This is a genomic window from Muricauda brasiliensis, from assembly GCF_003057865.1.
Lineage (GTDB): Bacteria > Bacteroidota > Bacteroidia > Flavobacteriales > Flavobacteriaceae > Flagellimonas > Flagellimonas chongwuensis.
Window position 1 is genome coordinate 53,919 of sequence record NZ_QBTW01000011.1, and the last position, 18,523, is coordinate 72,441.

General features: G+C 43.1%; 12 protein-coding genes. 8 read left to right on the top strand and 4 right to left on the bottom strand.

The features are described 5' to 3' along the window. Positions 1-24 precede the first annotated feature (24 nt). Together pdeM and mfd are read left to right on the top strand one after the other, a co-directional pair. Positions 25-657: a ligase-associated DNA damage response endonuclease PdeM gene (gene pdeM, locus DCK90_RS06260; RefSeq protein ID WP_108245332.1), complete on the top strand. Its 633-nt coding sequence runs from the start codon at positions 25-27 to the stop codon at positions 655-657. A gap of 56 nt (positions 658-713) precedes the next feature. Continuing rightward, complete coding sequence (gene mfd, locus DCK90_RS06265; protein ID WP_108245923.1) at positions 714-4,109, top strand: transcription-repair coupling factor; 3,396 nt, start codon at positions 714-716, stop codon at positions 4,107-4,109. Positions 4,110-4,266: 157 nt separating this feature from the next. On the opposite strand, the gene DCK90_RS06270 is transcribed toward mfd, so the two are convergent. The 4 genes from DCK90_RS06270 to DCK90_RS06285 form a co-directional block, all read right to left on the bottom strand. Further along, positions 4,267-5,421 (bottom strand): serine hydrolase domain-containing protein, encoded by a 1,155-nt coding sequence (locus DCK90_RS06270; RefSeq protein ID WP_108245924.1) that lies wholly within the window; start codon positions 5,419-5,421, stop codon positions 4,267-4,269. Positions 5,422-5,602: 181 nt separating this feature from the next. Beyond that, positions 5,603-7,588: a DUF3352 domain-containing protein gene (locus DCK90_RS06275; protein ID WP_108245333.1), complete on the bottom strand. Its 1,986-nt coding sequence runs from the start codon at positions 7,586-7,588 to the stop codon at positions 5,603-5,605. Positions 7,589-7,662: 74 nt separating this feature from the next. Then, positions 7,663-8,322, bottom strand: coding sequence for an aspartate kinase (locus DCK90_RS06280; RefSeq protein ID WP_108245334.1), 660 nt, complete (start codon positions 8,320-8,322; stop codon positions 7,663-7,665). 52 nt (positions 8,323-8,374) lie between these two features. Continuing rightward, complete coding sequence (locus DCK90_RS06285) at positions 8,375-8,734, bottom strand: YraN family protein (protein ID WP_108245925.1); 360 nt, start codon at positions 8,732-8,734, stop codon at positions 8,375-8,377. A gap of 171 nt (positions 8,735-8,905) precedes the next feature. On the opposite strand from DCK90_RS06285, the gene DCK90_RS06290 reads away from it, so the two are divergent. The 6 genes from DCK90_RS06290 to DCK90_RS06315 all read left to right on the top strand — a co-directional run bounded on the left by DCK90_RS06290 (position 8,906) and on the right by DCK90_RS06315 (position 18,386). Then, positions 8,906-10,417: a DUF1800 domain-containing protein gene (locus DCK90_RS06290; protein WP_108245335.1), complete on the top strand. Its 1,512-nt coding sequence runs from the start codon at positions 8,906-8,908 to the stop codon at positions 10,415-10,417. Positions 10,418-10,427: 10 nt separating this feature from the next. Further along, positions 10,428-12,146, top strand: a complete 1,719-nt coding sequence (locus DCK90_RS06295) for a DUF1501 domain-containing protein (RefSeq protein WP_108245336.1) — start codon at positions 10,428-10,430, stop codon at positions 12,144-12,146. Positions 12,147-12,288: 142 nt separating this feature from the next. Beyond that, positions 12,289-14,370, top strand: coding sequence for a methionine--tRNA ligase (metG, locus tag DCK90_RS06300; RefSeq protein ID WP_108245337.1), 2,082 nt, complete (start codon positions 12,289-12,291; stop codon positions 14,368-14,370). A gap of 109 nt (positions 14,371-14,479) precedes the next feature. Beyond that, positions 14,480-16,612: a Tex family protein gene (locus DCK90_RS06305; protein ID WP_108245338.1), complete on the top strand. Its 2,133-nt coding sequence runs from the start codon at positions 14,480-14,482 to the stop codon at positions 16,610-16,612. Then, positions 16,612-17,514 carry a histone deacetylase family protein gene (locus DCK90_RS06310; protein WP_108245339.1) on the top strand — a complete coding sequence of 301 codons (903 nt, stop codon included), beginning with the start codon at positions 16,612-16,614 and terminating at the stop codon, positions 17,512-17,514. Before DCK90_RS06305 ends, DCK90_RS06310 begins: the two co-directional genes overlap by 1 nt. Before the next feature lie 29 nt (positions 17,515-17,543). After that, positions 17,544-18,386 (top strand): phosphatase PAP2 family protein, encoded by an 843-nt coding sequence (locus DCK90_RS06315; protein ID WP_108245340.1) that lies wholly within the window; start codon positions 17,544-17,546, stop codon positions 18,384-18,386. The last annotated feature ends 137 nt before the right edge of the window (positions 18,387-18,523 follow it).

An 18,523-nucleotide genomic window follows, 5' to 3' on the forward strand; every position in this document is an offset into this window, starting at 1 on the left:
TTAAATTTGTATCATCGATTACAAATGATCCAAAAAATTCAAATACATAAACAAGAATTCGTACTCCACCCTTTGGGTGGTCTGTTCTGGGAAGAAAAATCGCTCTTGCTCATTAGTGATGTGCATTTGGGCAAGGTATCCCACTTTAGAAAGTTTGGAGCGGCCGTGCCCCGAAAGGCCATCCACAAGAACTTTTTGTTGTTGGATAAAATCGTAGCTGATTTTCAGCCCTTTCAGATTTGTTTTTTGGGCGATCTATTTCATTCTTCACTGAACAAGGAATGGGAACTGTTCGAAAATTGGGTCGCCAAGACCCCAGCAGAAATGCTTTTAGTGGCGGGCAACCACGACATCATTGCTCCAGAAAAATTTGAGAAACTAAAGATTACCATTTTTCCAGAGTTGATCATTGATTCATTCCTATTGACCCATCATCCCGAGGAACGCGAAGGATATTTTACCTTTTGCGGACATATACATCCATCCATAAAACTGAGAGATTTTGGCCGGGAACGCATTAAGTTGCCCTGTTTTTTCAAATCAGATAATCAAATGATTCTTCCCGCATTTGGCCAATTTACAGGAACCTATTCCTTAGACCCCAAGGATTCGGATGAAGTGTATGCCATTGTAGAGGACAGTGTTATTAAAGTTTAAAATTGGTGTTGTCCGCAAAACTTCTGCGGTTTATCTTTGCCGCAAAGTTTTTTGGATTGACCAAAACCCCGATTTCACAGCTTTTTGAACAGTCTCCACAACTTGGGAAACTGAGGGATACCATTGCCCAAACTCAAAACAACTCTTCTGAATCATCACGGAAAATTAATTTAAAAGGACTTGTAGGCTCCTCACTTTCCTTTGTGGTTTCAGAGGCTTTCAAATCAGTTGAATCCCCATTTCTATTGATTCTGAACGACAAAGAGGAAGCAGCTTATCACTTGAATGATTTGGAGCAACTCTTGGGAGAAAAGGATGTACTTTTTTACCCCGGAAGTTATCGTAGGCCCTATCAAATTGAGGAAACGGACAATGCGAACGTACTACTTCGTGCCGAAGTGCTCAACCGCATCAATTCCAGAAAAAAGCCGGCCATCATCGTCACCTATCCCGATGCGCTTTTTGAAAAAGTGGTCACACGAAAGGAACTGGACAAGAACACCCAAAAGATAAAATTGGGCGACGAAATTTCATTGGACTTTTTAAACGAAGTGTTATTTGAATATCAGTTCAAGCGGGTGGATTTTGTAACAGAACCCGGCGAGTTTTCTGTTCGTGGAGGTATTGTGGATGTTTTCTCCTTCTCTCACGATGAGCCTTACCGAATCGAGTTTTTTGGGGATGAAGTGGACAGTATCCGAACTTTTGATGTGGAAACCCAACTCTCCACGGACAAGGTGAAGAAAATTACCATCATTCCAAACGTGGAAAATAAGTTCACGGAGGAAATACGGGAAAGCTTCTTAAAATATATTTCGGGCAACACTGTGGTCTTTGCCAAGAACCCCGCTCTAATCTACGACCGGATTGATTCATTCTTTGAAAAAGCAGAGGAAAGTTTTGCCAAACTGAGCAAGGACATCAAACACGCCCAACCTAAAGAGTTGTTTTTGGATTCGGCTTTGCTTAAAGAACAATTGAATGATTATTTGTGCATTCACATCGGAGTTTCGAGTGAGACCCTGAAACAAGTTCAGGGTGACGAAATCCAATTCAACACCAAACCACAACCTTCCTTCAATAAAAAATTTGACCTGCTCATCGAAAATCTCAATGATAATCGGGACGCAGGTTACAGTAACTATATTTTCTGTTCCACGGAGCAGCAGGCCAAGCGTTTCCACGACATTTTTGAGGAAGTGGATGGGACGGTGCACTATCAGACTATCATTTTTCCGTTGTTCCAAGGTTTTGTGGACCCGGATTTAAAAATTGCTTGCTACACCGACCATCAAATTTTTGAACGTTACCACAAGTTCCATTTAAAGAATGGCTATGCCAAAAAGCAGGCCATCACATTGAAGGAACTCAACAAACTGGAAATTGGGGATTATGTGACTCACATTGATCACGGTATCGGCAAGTTCGGCGGATTACAAAAAATTGATGTGGAGGGCAAAAAACAGGAAGCCATCAAACTGATTTATGGTGACCGCGACATCCTATACGTGAGCATCCACTCGCTGCACAAAATTTCCAAATACAATGGTAAGGATGGTGCACCCCCGAAAATCTTCAAGCTAGGTTCTGCTGCTTGGAAAAAACTGAAGCAAAAAACTAAGGCAAGGGTCAAAAAGATTGCTTTCGACCTTATCCAAGTCTACGCCAAACGTCGATTGGAAAAAGGATTCCAATACGCTCCCGACAGCTACCTACAACACGAGCTGGAGGCTTCATTTATCTACGAAGACACCCCTGACCAAGAAAAGAGCACCCAAGACGTTAAAAATGATATGGAGAGCGAACGTCCAATGGACCGCTTGATATGTGGTGATGTTGGTTTTGGAAAAACAGAGGTTGCAATTCGGGCCGCATTCAAGGCTGTGGACAACGGTAAACAAGTCGCTGTTTTGGTTCCGACCACCATTTTGGCCTTTCAACATAGCAGAACGTTTAGGGAACGTTTAAAGGAAATGCCGGTAACGGTGGATTACCTTAACCGCTTCCGTACCGCAAAGGAGAAAAAAGATGTATTGGAGCGCTTGGCCGCTGGTAAAATCGATATCATCATCGGGACCCATCAACTAGTGAACAAAAACGTTCAATTTAAGGATTTGGGATTGTTGATAGTGGACGAAGAACAAAAATTTGGGGTTTCCGTGAAAGAAAAACTACGCTCTATCAAAGAAAATGTGGATGTACTTACTTTGACGGCCACTCCCATTCCGAGGACCCTCCAATTCAGTTTGATGGCCGCTCGGGATTTGTCCGTCATCAACACACCGCCACCGAACCGCTACCCTATCGAGAGCCAAGTAATCCGATTGAACGAAGAAATCATTCGCGATGCCGTTTCCTATGAAATCCAAAGGGGCGGACAGGTGTTCTTTATCCATAACCGTATTGAGAACATCAAAGAAGTAGCCGGAATGATCCAACGTTTGGTGCCCGATGCCAAAATTGGCATTGGACATGGCCAAATGGAAGGCAAAAAACTGGAATCTTTGATGCTTGCATTTATGAACGGGGAGTTTGATGTTTTGGTTTCCACAACGATTATTGAAAGTGGGTTGGATGTGACCAACGCCAACACCATTTTTATTCATAACGCCAACAATTTCGGGTTGAGCGACCTTCACCAAATGCGTGGACGTGTGGGACGAAGCAACAAAAAAGCCTTCTGTTATTTTATTACTCCACCATACGAAGTGATGACCCCAGAAGCCCGGAAACGTATCGAGGCCTTGGAACAATTCACCGATTTGGGAAGTGGATTCAATATTGCAATGAAGGATTTGGAAATCCGTGGTGCGGGAGACCTTTTGGGAGGGGAGCAGAGTGGTTTCATCAATGAAATTGGATTCGAAACCTATCAAAAAATACTGTCCGAAGCGATTGATGAACTCAAGGAAAATGAGTTTAAGGAACTATACGAAGAAGTTGAAGGCGACAAGGAAAAAATATATGTGAAGGAGATGCAGCTCGATACGGATTTTGAACTGTTGTTCCCTGACGACTATATCAATAACATCACCGAACGCTTGAACCTCTACACGCAACTGAACGATGTAGAGGATGAAGAAGGCTTGCAAAGATTTGAAGCCCAACTAGTAGATCGCTTTGGAGAATTACCGGAGCCTGCTCAAGATTTGATGGATTCCGTCCGTATCAAATGGATTGCGACCCATATTGGTCTGGAAAGGGTGATTATGAAAAAAGGCAAGTTCATCGGTTATTTTATTGCCGACCAGCAATCCAGATTTTACCAAAGCTCGGTGTTTACCCAAATATTGCAATATGCGCAAACGCATCCGCAACTGGTAAAACTCAAAGAGAAAGAGACCCGGAACGGACTCCGTTTATTACTGGTGTTTGAAAAAATTACCAGCGTGGATAAGGCGTTGAAGGTGTTGGAGCCTTTTATCCCTCAAAAAGAAAATATTTCTGCTTAGTCTATTATCGCGAGATTTCTCACATTCGTTCGAAATGACAGTCATACCCGTGGGTCATTTCGACAGAGCGTAGCGACGAGAAATCCAAAGTAGCCAAAGATTCTGTGTCATACTTTCACTACGCGCTCAGCATCCGCTTGGAAAAGGACAATGAAAGCTAAAAAGCCTCATAAACCTGCTTTACAAACTCCCCAATTTTTGAAGGTTCCAGCCAACGGGTTACGATGACCAAACCGCTTTTTTGGTCCACCACTATAAAATTGCCCCCAAAACCAGCAGCGTAGAATACATGTTCGGGAACACCATCCCAGTGACGACCACCTTGCTGGTTGAGCCACCACATATAGCCGTAATTCACGTTAGGTATTGAAGGAGTAGTTGCTTTCTTGATCCAATCCTCACTGATAATCTGTTGATCTTTCCATTTTCCGTTGTTCAGGAAAAGAGTGCCGAACCGGGCCATATCTTCGGTGGAAATAAACAGTCCTGCTCCAGAGTGCCCACCACCCGTAACAGATTTCATTTGGATTCCGTCGATAACCGTCCACGCATTATCGTATCCAAACCATCTCCACGAAGTGGTAGCCCCGATTTTGTCCATCACCTCTTCTTTGAGGACCATGGGCACCGGTTTTCTCCACACATGGGTGAGTGAATAAGCGAGAACATTTACGCGAACATCATTGTACTCCATTACGGTGCCCGGTTCGTTAAGGGTTCGGAATTTCCAATCGTCCAATCCTCCTTCGCTTGGTGGACGGTCGGCCCAATCCTTGCCTCCCCAAAGTTCACCTGACCAATCAGAATTTTGTTGTAGCAAATGTTCCCAAGTAATTTTGGAATTATGTTCCCCATCAAAAGTGCCATCCCAAATGTAGTCTCCAACTTTGTCTTTGGTGTCTTTTATCAAACCTTGGTCCTCTGCCAATCCGGCCACGGTGGATAAAAAGCTCTTGGTAACGCTAAAGGTCATGTCCACCCGTTTGGTGTCTCCCCAAGAAGCCAAAACATAGCCGTTCTTCATGATCATACCAGCGGGGCCTCCACGCTTCTTTGTTGGGCCCAAAACATTATGAAAAGGTTCCTTTTTAAAACCTTCCAAAATGGCAATCCGCAAATCTCTTGAACCGGAATATTCGTTGCCATTTGCAAAATCAACCGCCTTATCCAATGCAGATTCATCAAACTTAAATTGACCTTTTTCGACTATTTTCCATGTTGCGTAGCGTTCTGGAAAATTGATTTGTTGAGAGTTTACCGTAAAAGATGTGATGATGGCAACAAAAATGGTTGTTACTAGAATATTTTTCATTGTCGGAGGTTTGGTTTGGGCAAACAAGGTAATGATTGTTGGGGAATTGCCCCTATCACCGATTAGGATATTTAGGGAGATTCTTTTCTTTGGTTCAGAATGAGAAAATAGATTTCTCACATTCGTTCGAAATGACATAATTCACCAAGAGTCATTTCGACAGAGCGAAGCGACGAGAAATCTAAAATCGTTTTTTATGAACTTGATTGCCTTCTTGGTCGTAGTAGCGCCACGTGCCCACTTGCTCATCACCCCGAAAGCGACCACGAATTCTTCGGGTGCCATCCGAGTAGAATTCTTCATAACGACCGTGTTTAAGACCGTCTTTCAACTCCACTTCAAAACGAATATTGCCGTTGGCATAGGTCTTACTGAAAGAATTGGCATTTAAATCATTTGGGTAAATAGGGCCAAGATCAAAAACGGCATCGGTAATCTCGGGTGTGGTTGAATTATCAGTTTTTGGAACAGGTTTGGTGGATGTTTTGGCCGAATTGATGGTCTTCTTCTTTGCTTCTTCCACATCCTTATAATTTAGTACCAATCTACTTTCGAACAAATCATCTTCAGGGGTCAATTGTAATCCTACTTGAGGGAAACAAATGATAAAATCCTTGTTCTTGCGCATTTTTTGCTTGGTAGCAACATCGGCCAGAGCATACATATTATCAAACAGCAAAGACACATTACTGTATACGAACACGGTGGACTCGGAATCGAACTTTTTATCAAAATTTGTGAATTCCTCTGAAGTCGACAAGGTTTCGCGATCAACAACTTTATCTATGATGCCTTTTAGCGTATTGGGATTATCACTGAATATAATGTAATCGTCAATCTGGGTAAAATAGGGCTTGTCGAATTCGTCGAATCTACCACCTAAAAGCATTTTAAAGAAACCTTTGATGGAGAGAAAATTGATTTCGTACCCCTTGTAATCGACCGCCTTGAATTTTACCGGGGTCTTTTTACGAATCTGTTCTACCACAAAATCAAGATTGGTCTTGGCATCCTCGGCATCATTGGCTTTGAGCACCAATGCCAAATCATTTTTTCCTTGATTTATGTGTGATTTGATTTGAAGTACGGCGATTTCGTCCCCAATCCAATTCACAAAATTCTCCTTTACATCAATCTTAAGGAACTTCTCCACCTTGGCAATCCCGGCCTGATAACGCTCAAACTGTTCAGGGTCATTTTGCTGGACTATTTCAAAATTATTATAGAATTCGGCGAAACTATCAAAACCATAACTCATGTACAATGCAGTAGTATTCGGAGCAATTTGGGGAATGGAGCGCTCCGATCTCCCCGACTTTTGCAACGCTTCCAAATAATATTCGTTCACATCGCTGATGTTCGTATATCCATTGGCCGTTAAGGTGCTGTTTTCATCCAAATCAAAATAAAAGCCCGAGAACAAAAAGTTTTCACTTACCCGTTGTACCCAGTCAGAGGGCTTATCTGAATACATTTTAATGTAATCGTCAAAATAATGGTATTGCGTGTACAAACGGAACAAATCCTCATGTCCCACTTTTTGGTTGACTTGTAAAAAACTGAGATTTCTCCCCAGGACGGGTTCATTATATTGGTCAATGGAGGCCTCCACCAAAGTATGGGTGTAAGAGGCCACCAGTTGGTTTTTGATGAAGGACAAGTACATGGTTTCCTTGCTTTCCCTATCGTGCACTTCCAAAATCTCGTGTTCGTGGTAGGTTCGCTTGCTCAGCACGTAGCCATCATCCAGTAAAGTGTTCAAATAGGTTTTGAGCAATTGTAGTTTGGCAATGCGCTTTAAATCCAGTACATAAAAAATCCCATAATCTTTGGGCGATATCATATGAATGGAGATAAACAGGGAACGGTTATCAAAAAACTCGAACAATTTATGATTGTCGTTAAAAACCGTATCTACCTTTTGAATGTTCTCCGTGAGTTCCGAAAAGTAATCGTTTTTTTTGAGGTGGCGCCAAGCTTTGCTATTGCTTACCTTTTCCCAACTTTCCACAGGCTTTTCCGATTCGATGATGAAAACCGCATCCTTGGGAATCAAATAAATGGACTGTAGATTGGTCTTGGGAGACAGAATAAAGATATAGGCCAAATAGCACAAGTACAGTACAAATAGGCCTAGAAAACCGAAAAGAATCCTTTTTTTGGTCATTTTTTCCAAAAAGTGTCTTTTCCTAGAACGAACAAGATGTCTTTTTAGTTTAGACCAAGAAAAGGAATCTCAAATTATAAGGATTTTAAATCTTTGATGGTCTTAAAAGCGACATCCACCTGTTCATCGTTCACCAAAATAGTGAACTCGTTAGTAGTGGAAATTACCTCATAAAGCACAATGCCCTCCCATGCCAATCGCTGAAAAATAAAATAATAGATTCCAGGGACCGAAACGTTTTCTGCTGGCAATTTTACCGTAATGGAAGACAGTCCTTCCGCCTTTTGCGTGCAGCGTTCCATTTTAAAATTCTTTTCCACTACACCGTCCATCACATTGCTGATCACAATATTGATTTCATTGACCCCCCTGGAAGAAGTGTAGAAGACGTCTTGATTTACATTTACTTCTTCCAACAATTTGGCCTGTTGCTGCAAAATGGTGTCTGAAGCCAAAAAGGTATAGTCAGTGAGGTTGGAGCGAACGGTTATTTCACCTATATTCTTGAGCACCTTTACAATTTTATGCGTGGCCCTAAACTCCAGATCATCGGATAAACGTTTAAGTGCCATAACAATGGCCCCATCTTTCACATCCTTGCCCAATTCCTCCGCAATCTCAGGCTTTATCTGTCTGGACAGAGAAGTTAAATTTATAATTCCCTGTGCTAGAGCTGTTTGCAAAAAGGGCTTTTTCTTGATGTAGTGCTCAACTACGGCGGAAATTGTTTTCATCTTTGGTTGATTTTCAACAAAAATAACATATTGTTACAAAACAAACAAATGGTTAAAAATGATAAAATGCATTTTCAAAGTGCTCAATCTCAATTTTTTTCTCCTTTTGAATCACTGTTATTACATCAAACCGTACCTCGAAATCATCCTCCGACTGCTCTACAAAATGGTTGGCCGCCATGGTCAACAATTTTATTTTTTTAGCAGAAACAACTTCCGAAATTTCCTTAAGAAACCCCATTTTTCTTGACTTCACCTCCACTATCGCCAAGACGTTGTGCTTAACTGCAATAATATCTATCTCAGCTTTTAAATAGCGATAGTTCAGAGCCTTAATTTCATACCCGGACGCCTTTAAAAATTCCACTGCTTTTTGCTCGCCGAGTTTACCAAAAGTGTTATGATCCCCCATACAATTTGTAAAAGTCCAAAAAAAATATGCATTTCGTCGAAAAATTTGGTAGTTCATGGACTTTAGAACGTTAAGGTTGTAATTTGTTGGCTCAATTGAACCACATCCAACACTAGCATAAGCATATAGTTCACCCCAAAACTATGTACCAAATTAACGCCAGATATTGCTATGGAGTACTTCATCAATTGTAATTCCTCAACCTTGGCGCCGTACACTACTCCATTGGACGAGTTACGTGCGGCCCACTTGTATCGAAGGCTTGGCTTTAGCGCCTCCGTACAGACCATTAATGCCGCTGTAGGACAATCAGCTGGCGCCCTTGTCGACAACTTGGTCAATCAAGCGCTTGCCGCCCCAACCATTCCAGCACCGGAATGGGCAGATTGGAACAATGCCAACTATCCGGCCGACGATGACCTAGCTCGGCAAATGAGAAACGCCCAAATCGATGACCTTACCACCGCATACGGCAATGCGCTCGTCAACAATGACTTATTGGACCGACTCAGTTTTTTTTGGAGCAATCACTTTGTTACTCAATTAGAAACTTACAATTGTCCAGGTTTCCTTTTCTATTACATCAATTGCCTACAGCGTAATGCCCTGGGCAACTTTAAGACATTTACCAGCGAAATAGGTCTTACCAGCGCCATGCTCTATTATTTGGACGGTGTACGCAACCGCGGCAATAATCCCAACGAGAACTACGCCCGTGAGCTCTACGAACTCTTTACCTTGGGCGAAGGGAACAATTACACGGAAGAAGATATTATTGAGACTTCCAAAGCACTTTCGGGATATACCGAACGTGGTGAAGAAGGGTGTACCGCCGTTACCTTTGACCCTACAGAGTTCAACACTGAAAATAAGACCATTTTTGGACAGACCGGGAATTGGGACTATGATGACGTTATCGATATCCTATTTAATGAAAGGCCTGATGAGATAGGATGGTTTATATGTAAAAAATTATATGAGTTTTTTGTCCATCCAGATTCAACAAGCGAAGATGGAGGAATCGCTCCCCAAATTATTGATGGTTTAGCGCAGACTTTCATCAGCAGTGGGTTTGAAATAGCTCCAGTTTTACGGCAATTGTTCAAAAGTCAGCACTTTTTTGATGAAACCGCTATCGGGGTCATTATTAAAAGCCCCGCCGATCTGTACTTCAATCTTTTGAAAGAAACTGGTTTCGCTTACGATGACATGACCATTATTAACATGATAGATTCGTGTGCATTGATCGGGCAACGATTTTTTCAACCTCCCGAAGTGGAAGGTTGGCAACGGGACCGAACCTGGATCAACACCAATTTCATTATTGGTCGATGGTTGACTGCCGAAGTGTTCTTGGAGCGCTTTTTCCAAAACGACCCTGAGCAGTTCAGAGATTTGGCTGTAGACGCCGTTGGCCCCGCCAACAGTAATACGAGTAACCCCGAAATTGTGGTTAGGGCTTTGGTAGACAAGTTTACACCAAAGGGCCTTTTAACGGATGCCGATTTTGAGCGGGCCATGGACGCCTTCAAAATTGATGATGTCCCGGAGGAATATTACGCTCCGGAGTATTACCCTGGCGGTACAAGCCAATGGGTGCTGCAAGTAAGTGCAGAAACCCCAACACAAGTATACATACTGTTGCGTCACTTATCCAGAGAACCCGAATTCCAACTCAAATAACCCCATCATCATGTGCGATAATCACCATACCCACGATAATTCCCCCCACAAAGGCATCGAGCACGATGGCCACGATCTAGAACATAAAAAATGGAGCCGACGTTCCTTTATCCAAGCTTTGGGCATTGCCGGTTCGGGTTCCATGTTTTTGGGCAGCCATATGATTTCTGCCTCCTCCCCATCACCTCTTACGGCCGCAGTTGCTGCCGCAGAAACGGACAACATTCTAATATTGATTCGATTATCGGGAGGGAACGACGGTCTGAGTACCGTAATCCCGATTCAACAATATGATACATATGCAAATGCAAGGCCCAACATCTACATCCCAGAAAGTAAGGTCTTAAAACTTACCGACGATTTTGGGGTGCCCACCTACATGAGCGCCTTGGAATCCCTTTGGGGAGATGGCCAGTTCAAGGCCGTGCATGGCGTAGGCTACGAAAATCAAAGTCTATCCCACTTTACCGGTTCCGACATTTTTGCCAACACAGATTTAACTACCACTGGATTCTCTGGTGAGAACACAGGTTGGATGGGTAGACATTTTGAAAACCTTTATCCCGATTATTTAATTAATCCGCCGGCTGCACCCGCTGCCATTCAAATTGGAAACTTGGCAAACTTGGTCTTCCAAGGTGAAGAAACCAACTATGCCTTCGTGACCAACAATGTGGACCAGTTGGAACAGATTGCTGAAACAGGAGCTTTTTATGATATAGAAAATGCACCCTTCGACAATTGTATGTACGGAGACCAATTGCGTTTTCTTCGCGGGGTGGCCAACACAACTTACGAGTATGCCGGGATCATCCATGATGCATATATGGCCGGACAAAATCAAGTGGAATATCAAGACAATGGCTTTGCCAGACAATTGGCCCTTTTGGCACGTTTGATCAAAGGGAACTTGGGTACCAAAGTGTATATGATTTCTTTGGGAGGTTTTGATACCCATGGTAATCAGCCTATTGTTCACGAACGTTTGATGTCGAACCTTTCCATTGCCATCAACAACTTTTATGAAGATTTGGCTTTCACAGAGCAGGATGACAATGTATTGAGCATGACCTTTTCAGAGTTTGGCAGAAGAATCTTTGAAAACGGTTCCAATGGTACCGACCATGGAAAAGCTGCCCCAACCCTGTTCTTTGGTTCCGGATTGAGCGGAAGTGCATTTGTGGGTGAACATCCCTCATTGGACGAACCCAACAACCGTGGAAACCTGGAGTACACCATGGATTTTAGAAACCTTTACGGAACCGTATTGGCAGAATGGCTTTGTGTACCAAGGCAAACAGTGGAACAACATTTATTGGGCCACCCCTATCAAGCCATCGACCTTGGCTTTAATTGTAGTGGTGAAACCTTTGATGATATTACCATGGACAATGACCCACCCACTTTGCCCGATACACCACCAAGTCAGGATCCACTGGACCCCAATATAGATATTTTGGATACCATCCAACATGCAGCCATATATCCGGCTACATCACCCCGCAACCCTCACATTCATTTGGAGATGCCGGTTGCGGCCCATGTGGATATTGAACTGTTCAATATTTTGGGGCAACGTGTTGGCACCCTGTTCAATGAAATGATGCTGGAAGGTGCAGTAGATATCAACATACGGGAGCGTATGCGCGATAGTCTATCCACAGGAAAATATATTTATAGAATCTCCGTTGGAGAAAAAAAGATGAGCAAATCAGTAATGATTGCGTAAAAAGCGGGACACTTTGTTACCCTTTATTTCGAAGCCCTTCGGTAATGTACCCCTCACCCCAAATAGGGTCGCATTTCCGGGGGTTTCGTTTTTTGTGAGTATCCCGTTAAAATCAGTATTTTTGGGGCCTAATTAGATCTAAATGGCTCAAAATACATCACCCTCCAGATACACTATTACCGCGGCACTGCCCTACACCAACGGCCCTATCCATATTGGGCATTTGGCCGGAGTCTATGTTCCCGCCGATATTTATTCCCGTTATTTACGATTGAAAGGCAACGATGTGGCCTTTGTTTGTGGTAGCGACGAGCACGGTGTTGCCATTTCCATGAAGGCCAAAAAAGAAGGTGTAACACCAAAAGAGATTATAGACAAGTACCACGCTATCATCAAAAAATCTTTTGCTGATTTTGGGGTTTCTTTTGATAACTATTCGAGAACTTCCGCAGAGGTGCATCATGAGACCGCTTCGGAGTTTTTCAAAAAAATGTACGAGCGAGGAGACTTTATCGAAGAGGAGACCGAGCAATTGTACGATGATGAGGCCAAACAGTTTTTGGCAGACCGATTTGTTATAGGAACTTGCCCCAAATGTGGTCACGAAGAAGCCTACGGGGACCAATGTGAAAATTGTGGTTCCTCGTTGAACGCCACGGACCTCATAAATCCAAAATCCACCATAACGGGAACCGTTCCATCCTTAAAAACTACCAAACATTGGTTTTTGCCATTGGACCGGTACGAAGATTTCCTAAAAAATTGGATTCTGGAAGAGCACAAATCAGACTGGAAACCCAATGTGTACGGACAATGTAAATCGTGGATAGACGAAGGCCTAAAACCCAGGGCCGTAACCCGTGATTTGGATTGGGGTATTCCCGTTCCCGTAGAAGGTGGCGAAGGAAAAGTGCTTTACGTATGGTTTGATGCACCTATCGGTTATATTTCTTCCACCAAGGAATGGGCGGAAAGAGAAGGTAAGGATTGGGAGCCCTATTGGAAGGACAAGGACACCAAATTGGTGCACTTTATCGGCAAGGACAACATTGTATTCCACTGTATTATCTTCCCTAGCATGTTGGAGGCCAACGGCGATTATATTTTACCGGACAACGTTCCCGCCAACGAATTTTTGAACCTTGAGGGCAACAAACTTTCCACTTCCAAAAACTGGGCGGTTTGGTTGCACGAGTATTTGGAAGACTTCCCAGATATGCAAGATGTGCTCCGTTACGCTTTGACGGCAAATGCGCCGGAGACCAAGGACAACGATTTTACCTGGAAAGATTTTCAAGCAAGGAACAACAATGAACTGGTTGCCATTTTTGGGAATTTTGTGAACCGTGTAGCTGTGTTGACCCATAAATATTATGATGGAGAGGTACCTGCACCTGCTGAACTGACCGTGGTTGACAAGGAAGCATTAGAGGCGTTAAAGGAATTCCCCCAAACGTTGTCCACATCGTTGGAGCGTTACCGTTTCCGTGAAGCAAGCCAGCAATTGATGAACTTAGCGCGATTGGGGAATAAATATTTGGCGGACCAAGAACCTTGGAAACTCATCAAAACGGACGAGGAGCGTGTAAAAACCATCATGTACGTAGCACTTCAGATAGCGACTGGATTGGCAATTTTGAGCGAGCCATTTTTACCGTTTACTTCGGAGAAGTTAAAAGGAATTCTCAATGTCATTTCTAACACAGGTGAGAAATCTATCGAGTGGGATGATGTTAGTTCAAAAGCAACCTTGCTTTCAGCAGGACACACAATTAACAAAAGTGAATTGCTCTTCAGAAAGATTGAGGATAACGAAATCCAACAACAACTGGATAAATTGGAAGCCACCAAAAAAGCCAACGCACAAATGGACAAAGAATCAGCTCCACTTAAAGACACCATTACTTTTGATGATTTTGCCAAGCTGGACTTACGGGTTGGGACCATTATCGAAGCTGAAAAAATGCCCAAAGCCAACAAACTTTTGGTCTTAAAAGTGGATATGGGGCTTGATACCCGAACTATTGTATCCGGTATTGCAAACAGCTTTAAACCTGAGGACATTGTGGGCAAAAAAGTAACCGTTGTTGCCAACTTAGCCCCTCGAAAACTACGTGGTGTGGAAAGCCAAGGCATGATCTTGATGACGGCAGACAAAGACGGGAAACTCGTTTTTGTAAATCCTGACGTAGATAGTGTGAGCAACGGCGAGACCATAAATTAATTAGCATCCAAAGAAATTGTAAGGTCGAGCGCATTCGAGACCCGTATTAAAAACTTGGACGGAAAGACTTTTCGCCTGTGCTCGAAGTGACATCTATTAAACAAACAGCATGCAACTTGTCCCCTATATTGTCCGCCATACCAACCTTTCAGAGAAAAGTGTGGAGAACACTGTTTCGCTTTTAAACCAAGACTGTACCGTTCCCTTTATTTCCCGATATCGAAAGGAACTTACTGGAAATTTGGATGAGGTCCAGATCGGTTCCATTGTCGAATTCAAGAACCAGTTTGAGGCGTTGGAAAAGCGAAAATCCGCCATCATCAAAGCTGTTAAGGAACAAGATGCCCTTACCCCCGAACTGAAAGCCAAGTTTTTGAACTGTACCGATATGACCAGTTTGGAAGACCTCTACCTTCCGTTCAAAAAAAGTAAAAAGACCAAGGCAGAGACCGCACGAAAAAATGGATTGGAGCCTTTGGCCAAAATCATTATGGCACAACGGAGCGATGAAATCGAATACATTGCCTCCAAATATCTTAACAAGGATGTCATCAACGAAGACGATGCCCTCGAGGGAGCCCGTCATATTATTTCCGAATGGGTCAATGAGCGCACCGATATCCGTAACCAATTACGGGGCCAGTTGGAGCGGCACGCCTTAATCACGACTAAAGTGGTCAAAACAAAAAAAGACGGAGAGAAAGCCCAAAAATTCCGCGACTATTTTGATTGGAGCGAACCTTTGAACCGATGCCCATCCCACCGATTTTTGGCGATAATGCGAGCGGAAAAGGAAGGGTTTATCCGAATAAAAGTGGAGATAGATGATGAAAGGGCGCTTCAAAATATCGAAAGGCGCATCATTAAAACAAATAATGCCTGTGCAGAACAAATTGAACTGGCCATTGCAGATGCATACAAACGGCTCTTACTGCCATCCCTCTCCAACGAACTTTTAAAAGCGGCCAAGGAAAAGGCAGATGCAGATGCCATTCAGGTGTTTTCCAAAAACTTGAAGCAACTATTGCTCGGTGCTCCTTTGGGTGAAAAACGAATCTTGGCCATTGACCCAGGCTTTAGAACAGGCTGTAAAATAGTATGCCTGGACGAGCAGGGCGATTTAAAGCATAATGAGACCATTTATCCCCATCCCCCTCAACGCGACAGTTCCGGAGCCATCAAAAAGATTAGTTCGTTGGTAGATGCTTACAAAATCGAAGCAATCGCCATAGGCAATGGAACGGCATCCCGCGAGACCGAACAATTGGTAAAACGCATACCCTTCAAAAAACCGATTGAGGTATTTGTGGTCAGTGAAGCCGGTGCGTCCATTTATTCGGCTTCCAAAATTGCCCGTGATGAATTTCCAAATTATGACGTAACGGTTCGTGGAGCCGTTTCCATTGGGCGCCGATTGGCCGACCCATTGGCCGAACTGGTGAAAATCGATGCAAAATCCATCGGAGTTGGACAATACCAACACGATGTGGACCAGACTCAATTAAAGACATCTTTGGACACGGTAGTGGAAAGCTGTGTGAACTTCGTTGGCGTTAACATCAACACGGCAAGTGTACCCCTTTTAAGCTATGTTTCCGGCATTGGACCCAAACTTGCAGAAAATATCGTTGTTCACCGAAATGAAAATGGGGCATTCAAAAGCCGCGAAGAAATTAAAAACGTAGCTCGATTGGGCGGAAAGGCTTTTGAACAGAGTGCAGGTTTCTTGCGCATCAAAAATGGCGATAATCCCTTGGATGATTCCGCCGTGCACCCAGAGAGCTACAATCTAGTTTCAAAAATGGCGAAGGACCAAGGTGTTTCACTAAAGGAAATCGTAGGAAACACTTCTGCCCTTAAGGGCATCGACCTAAAATCTTACTGCACCGAATCCATTGGAATGCCGACTTTGGAGGATATCTTAAAGGAATTGGAAAAACCGGGATTGGACCTTCGGGAAAAGGCCAAAGTCTTCTCCTTCAACCAAAATATAAAAGAGATTACCGATTTACATCAAGGTCAGTTGCTTCCGGGAATTGTCAACAATATTACCAACTTTGGCTGTTTTGTGGATATCGGGATCAAGGAAAGTGGATTGATCCACATTTCCAACCTATCGGATACTTTTGTAAAGGATGTAAACGAACATGTGAGTCTTCACCAGCAGGTGGTGGTGAAAGTTTTGGATGTGGACGTGGCTAGAAAGCGCATACAGTTGGCATTGCATAAAAAAGGTGCCTAATGCTCAAGATTGCCTACCACTCCATATATAAACATCCGTTGCCAGAAGGCCATCGGTTCCCGATGATCAAATACGAGTTACTGCCACAACAATTACTTTATGAAGGTACTTGCTCCGAAGACAACTTTTTTGAACCTTCCTTTCCTGAGGACCATCATATTTTGGCTGCCCACGATGACAATTATTATAAAAATCTAGTTGGCCTACGACTTTCCAAAAGTGAAGCCAGAAAGATTGGTTTTCCCTTGAGTGAAGAGTTAGTTAAACGGGAACGTATCATAGCTGACGGGACCATAAAAGGTTGCGATTTTGCCATTGCGAACGGCATTGCGATGAACATTGCAGGGGGAACGCACCACGCCTACTCGGACAGGGGCGAAGCTTTTTGCATGTTGAACGACCAAGCAATTGGTGCCAAGTACCTTTTGAACCATAAATTGGCCGAGAAAATTCTGATTGTGGATTTGGATGTCCATCAGGGCAACGGTACGGCCGAAATTTTTAAGACCGACCATTCTGTTTTTACATTTTCCATGCACGGCAAGGGCAATTATCCGTTTAAAAAGGAAGTATCCGACCTTGATATTCCTTTGGAAAAAGGCACTACGGATGATGAATATCTTTCCATACTAAAAAAGACATTACCAGAATTATTGGAACAACTCCAACCCGATTTTATCTTTTATCTCTGTGGTGTGGATGTACTGGAATCGGATAAACTCGGAACATTGTCGATGACATTGGAAGGATGCAAGGAGCGGGACCGCTTTGTACTTCAAACTTGCCATGACGCGCAAATACCCGTTCAATGCAGTATGGGTGGCGGGTATTCTCCAGATATCAAAATAATTGTTGAGGCACATGCGAACACTTTTCGCCTTGCAAAAGATATTTATGAGTAATTTTGCCGACTGTTTTTGTTTATAACCTCATGAAAGCATTTAGATACCTCGTTCTTATTTTACTGACCTCTCAGGTGACAGGTCAAGAATTACAACCAAAAAAAGAAAAAAACCTTTGGAACAACTTTACTTACGACGTGGGCAACATGTTTGGCGGAGTTGGTTATTCCTATTCCCGTCCGTTCCACTGGCAAGGGAACGATTGGGCCAATTTTGGTTATTTGACCGGGGGCACACTTCTCCTTTTTACCGTTGATGAAGAGCTCAATAGATGGAAAAATGGTTTTGACCAGGACATTCCGGATGTAATCATGGATTATGGCCATGAGTACGGAAGTCCAGAAAACAATTACATGCTTACAGGTGGAGTTTACCTGGCAGGTCTCTTCACCAAAAATGAAAAACTGAGACGTACCGGAGTGTTACTGATCTCTTCTGCTACCGCCGGAGGTTTTCTCCAACAAGTGAGCAAACGTATCATTGGAAGGGCTCGACCCAAAAGTGGCGCAGGTCCGGCAACCTTCGACCCCTTGCATTTGGATAGGGTATACGATTATGACTCTTTTCCATCGGGCCATGCGATGTTGGCCTTCAGCAACGCCTATGCCATTGCCAAACAGTTTAAGAGCCCATGGGTAAAAGGAGGATTGTATACCATTGGTATGATTCCCGGACTGGTCAGGGTAATGGATGACTTTCATTGGGTATCTGATGTAGCTTTCAGTACGGTACTGAGTATTTTTATTGTGGAGTCCATAGATAGGTACCTTGATTCCAAATACGATGAAAAATATAATGACCAAAAGCCAAAAAATGTTAGCTGGAACCTTTCCTTTGGACCAAACACGATAGGCCTTTCCCTTCATTTTTAATCCATTGTGAAGATATTTGCGTTAATTATTTATTTAGATTGATTTAAAATAACTATTTTTGTGCCCTATTTTACCATCAGCAATGGGCAAGAAGAAAAAAGAAAAGAAGAAACTTAAAAAGGCTTTGCTACGGGAAT

What these genes read in the sequence shown, in the direction of transcription:
- pdeM (WP_108245332.1), top strand. Translation starts at nt 25, where the DNA reads ATGATCCAAAAAATTCAAATACATAAACAAGAATTCGTACTCCACCCT.
- DCK90_RS06270 (WP_108245924.1), bottom strand. Translation starts at nt 5,421, where the DNA reads ATGAAAAATATTCTAGTAACAACCATTTTTGTTGCCATCATCACATCT.
- DCK90_RS06275 (WP_108245333.1), bottom strand. Translation starts at nt 7,588, where the DNA reads ATGACCAAAAAAAGGATTCTTTTCGGTTTTCTAGGCCTATTTGTACTG.
- DCK90_RS06280 (WP_108245334.1), bottom strand. Translation starts at nt 8,322, where the DNA reads ATGAAAACAATTTCCGCCGTAGTTGAGCACTACATCAAGAAAAAGCCC.
- DCK90_RS06285 (WP_108245925.1), bottom strand. Translation starts at nt 8,734, where the DNA reads ATGGGGGATCATAACACTTTTGGTAAACTCGGCGAGCAAAAAGCAGTG.
- DCK90_RS06290 (WP_108245335.1), top strand. Translation starts at nt 8,906, where the DNA reads ATGGAGTACTTCATCAATTGTAATTCCTCAACCTTGGCGCCGTACACT.
- DCK90_RS06295 (WP_108245336.1), top strand. Translation starts at nt 10,428, where the DNA reads ATGTGCGATAATCACCATACCCACGATAATTCCCCCCACAAAGGCATC.
- metG (WP_108245337.1), top strand. Translation starts at nt 12,289, where the DNA reads ATGGCTCAAAATACATCACCCTCCAGATACACTATTACCGCGGCACTG.
- DCK90_RS06305 (WP_108245338.1), top strand. Translation starts at nt 14,480, where the DNA reads ATGCAACTTGTCCCCTATATTGTCCGCCATACCAACCTTTCAGAGAAA.
- DCK90_RS06310 (WP_108245339.1), top strand. Translation starts at nt 16,612, where the DNA reads ATGCTCAAGATTGCCTACCACTCCATATATAAACATCCGTTGCCAGAA.
- DCK90_RS06315 (WP_108245340.1), top strand. Translation starts at nt 17,544, where the DNA reads ATGAAAGCATTTAGATACCTCGTTCTTATTTTACTGACCTCTCAGGTG.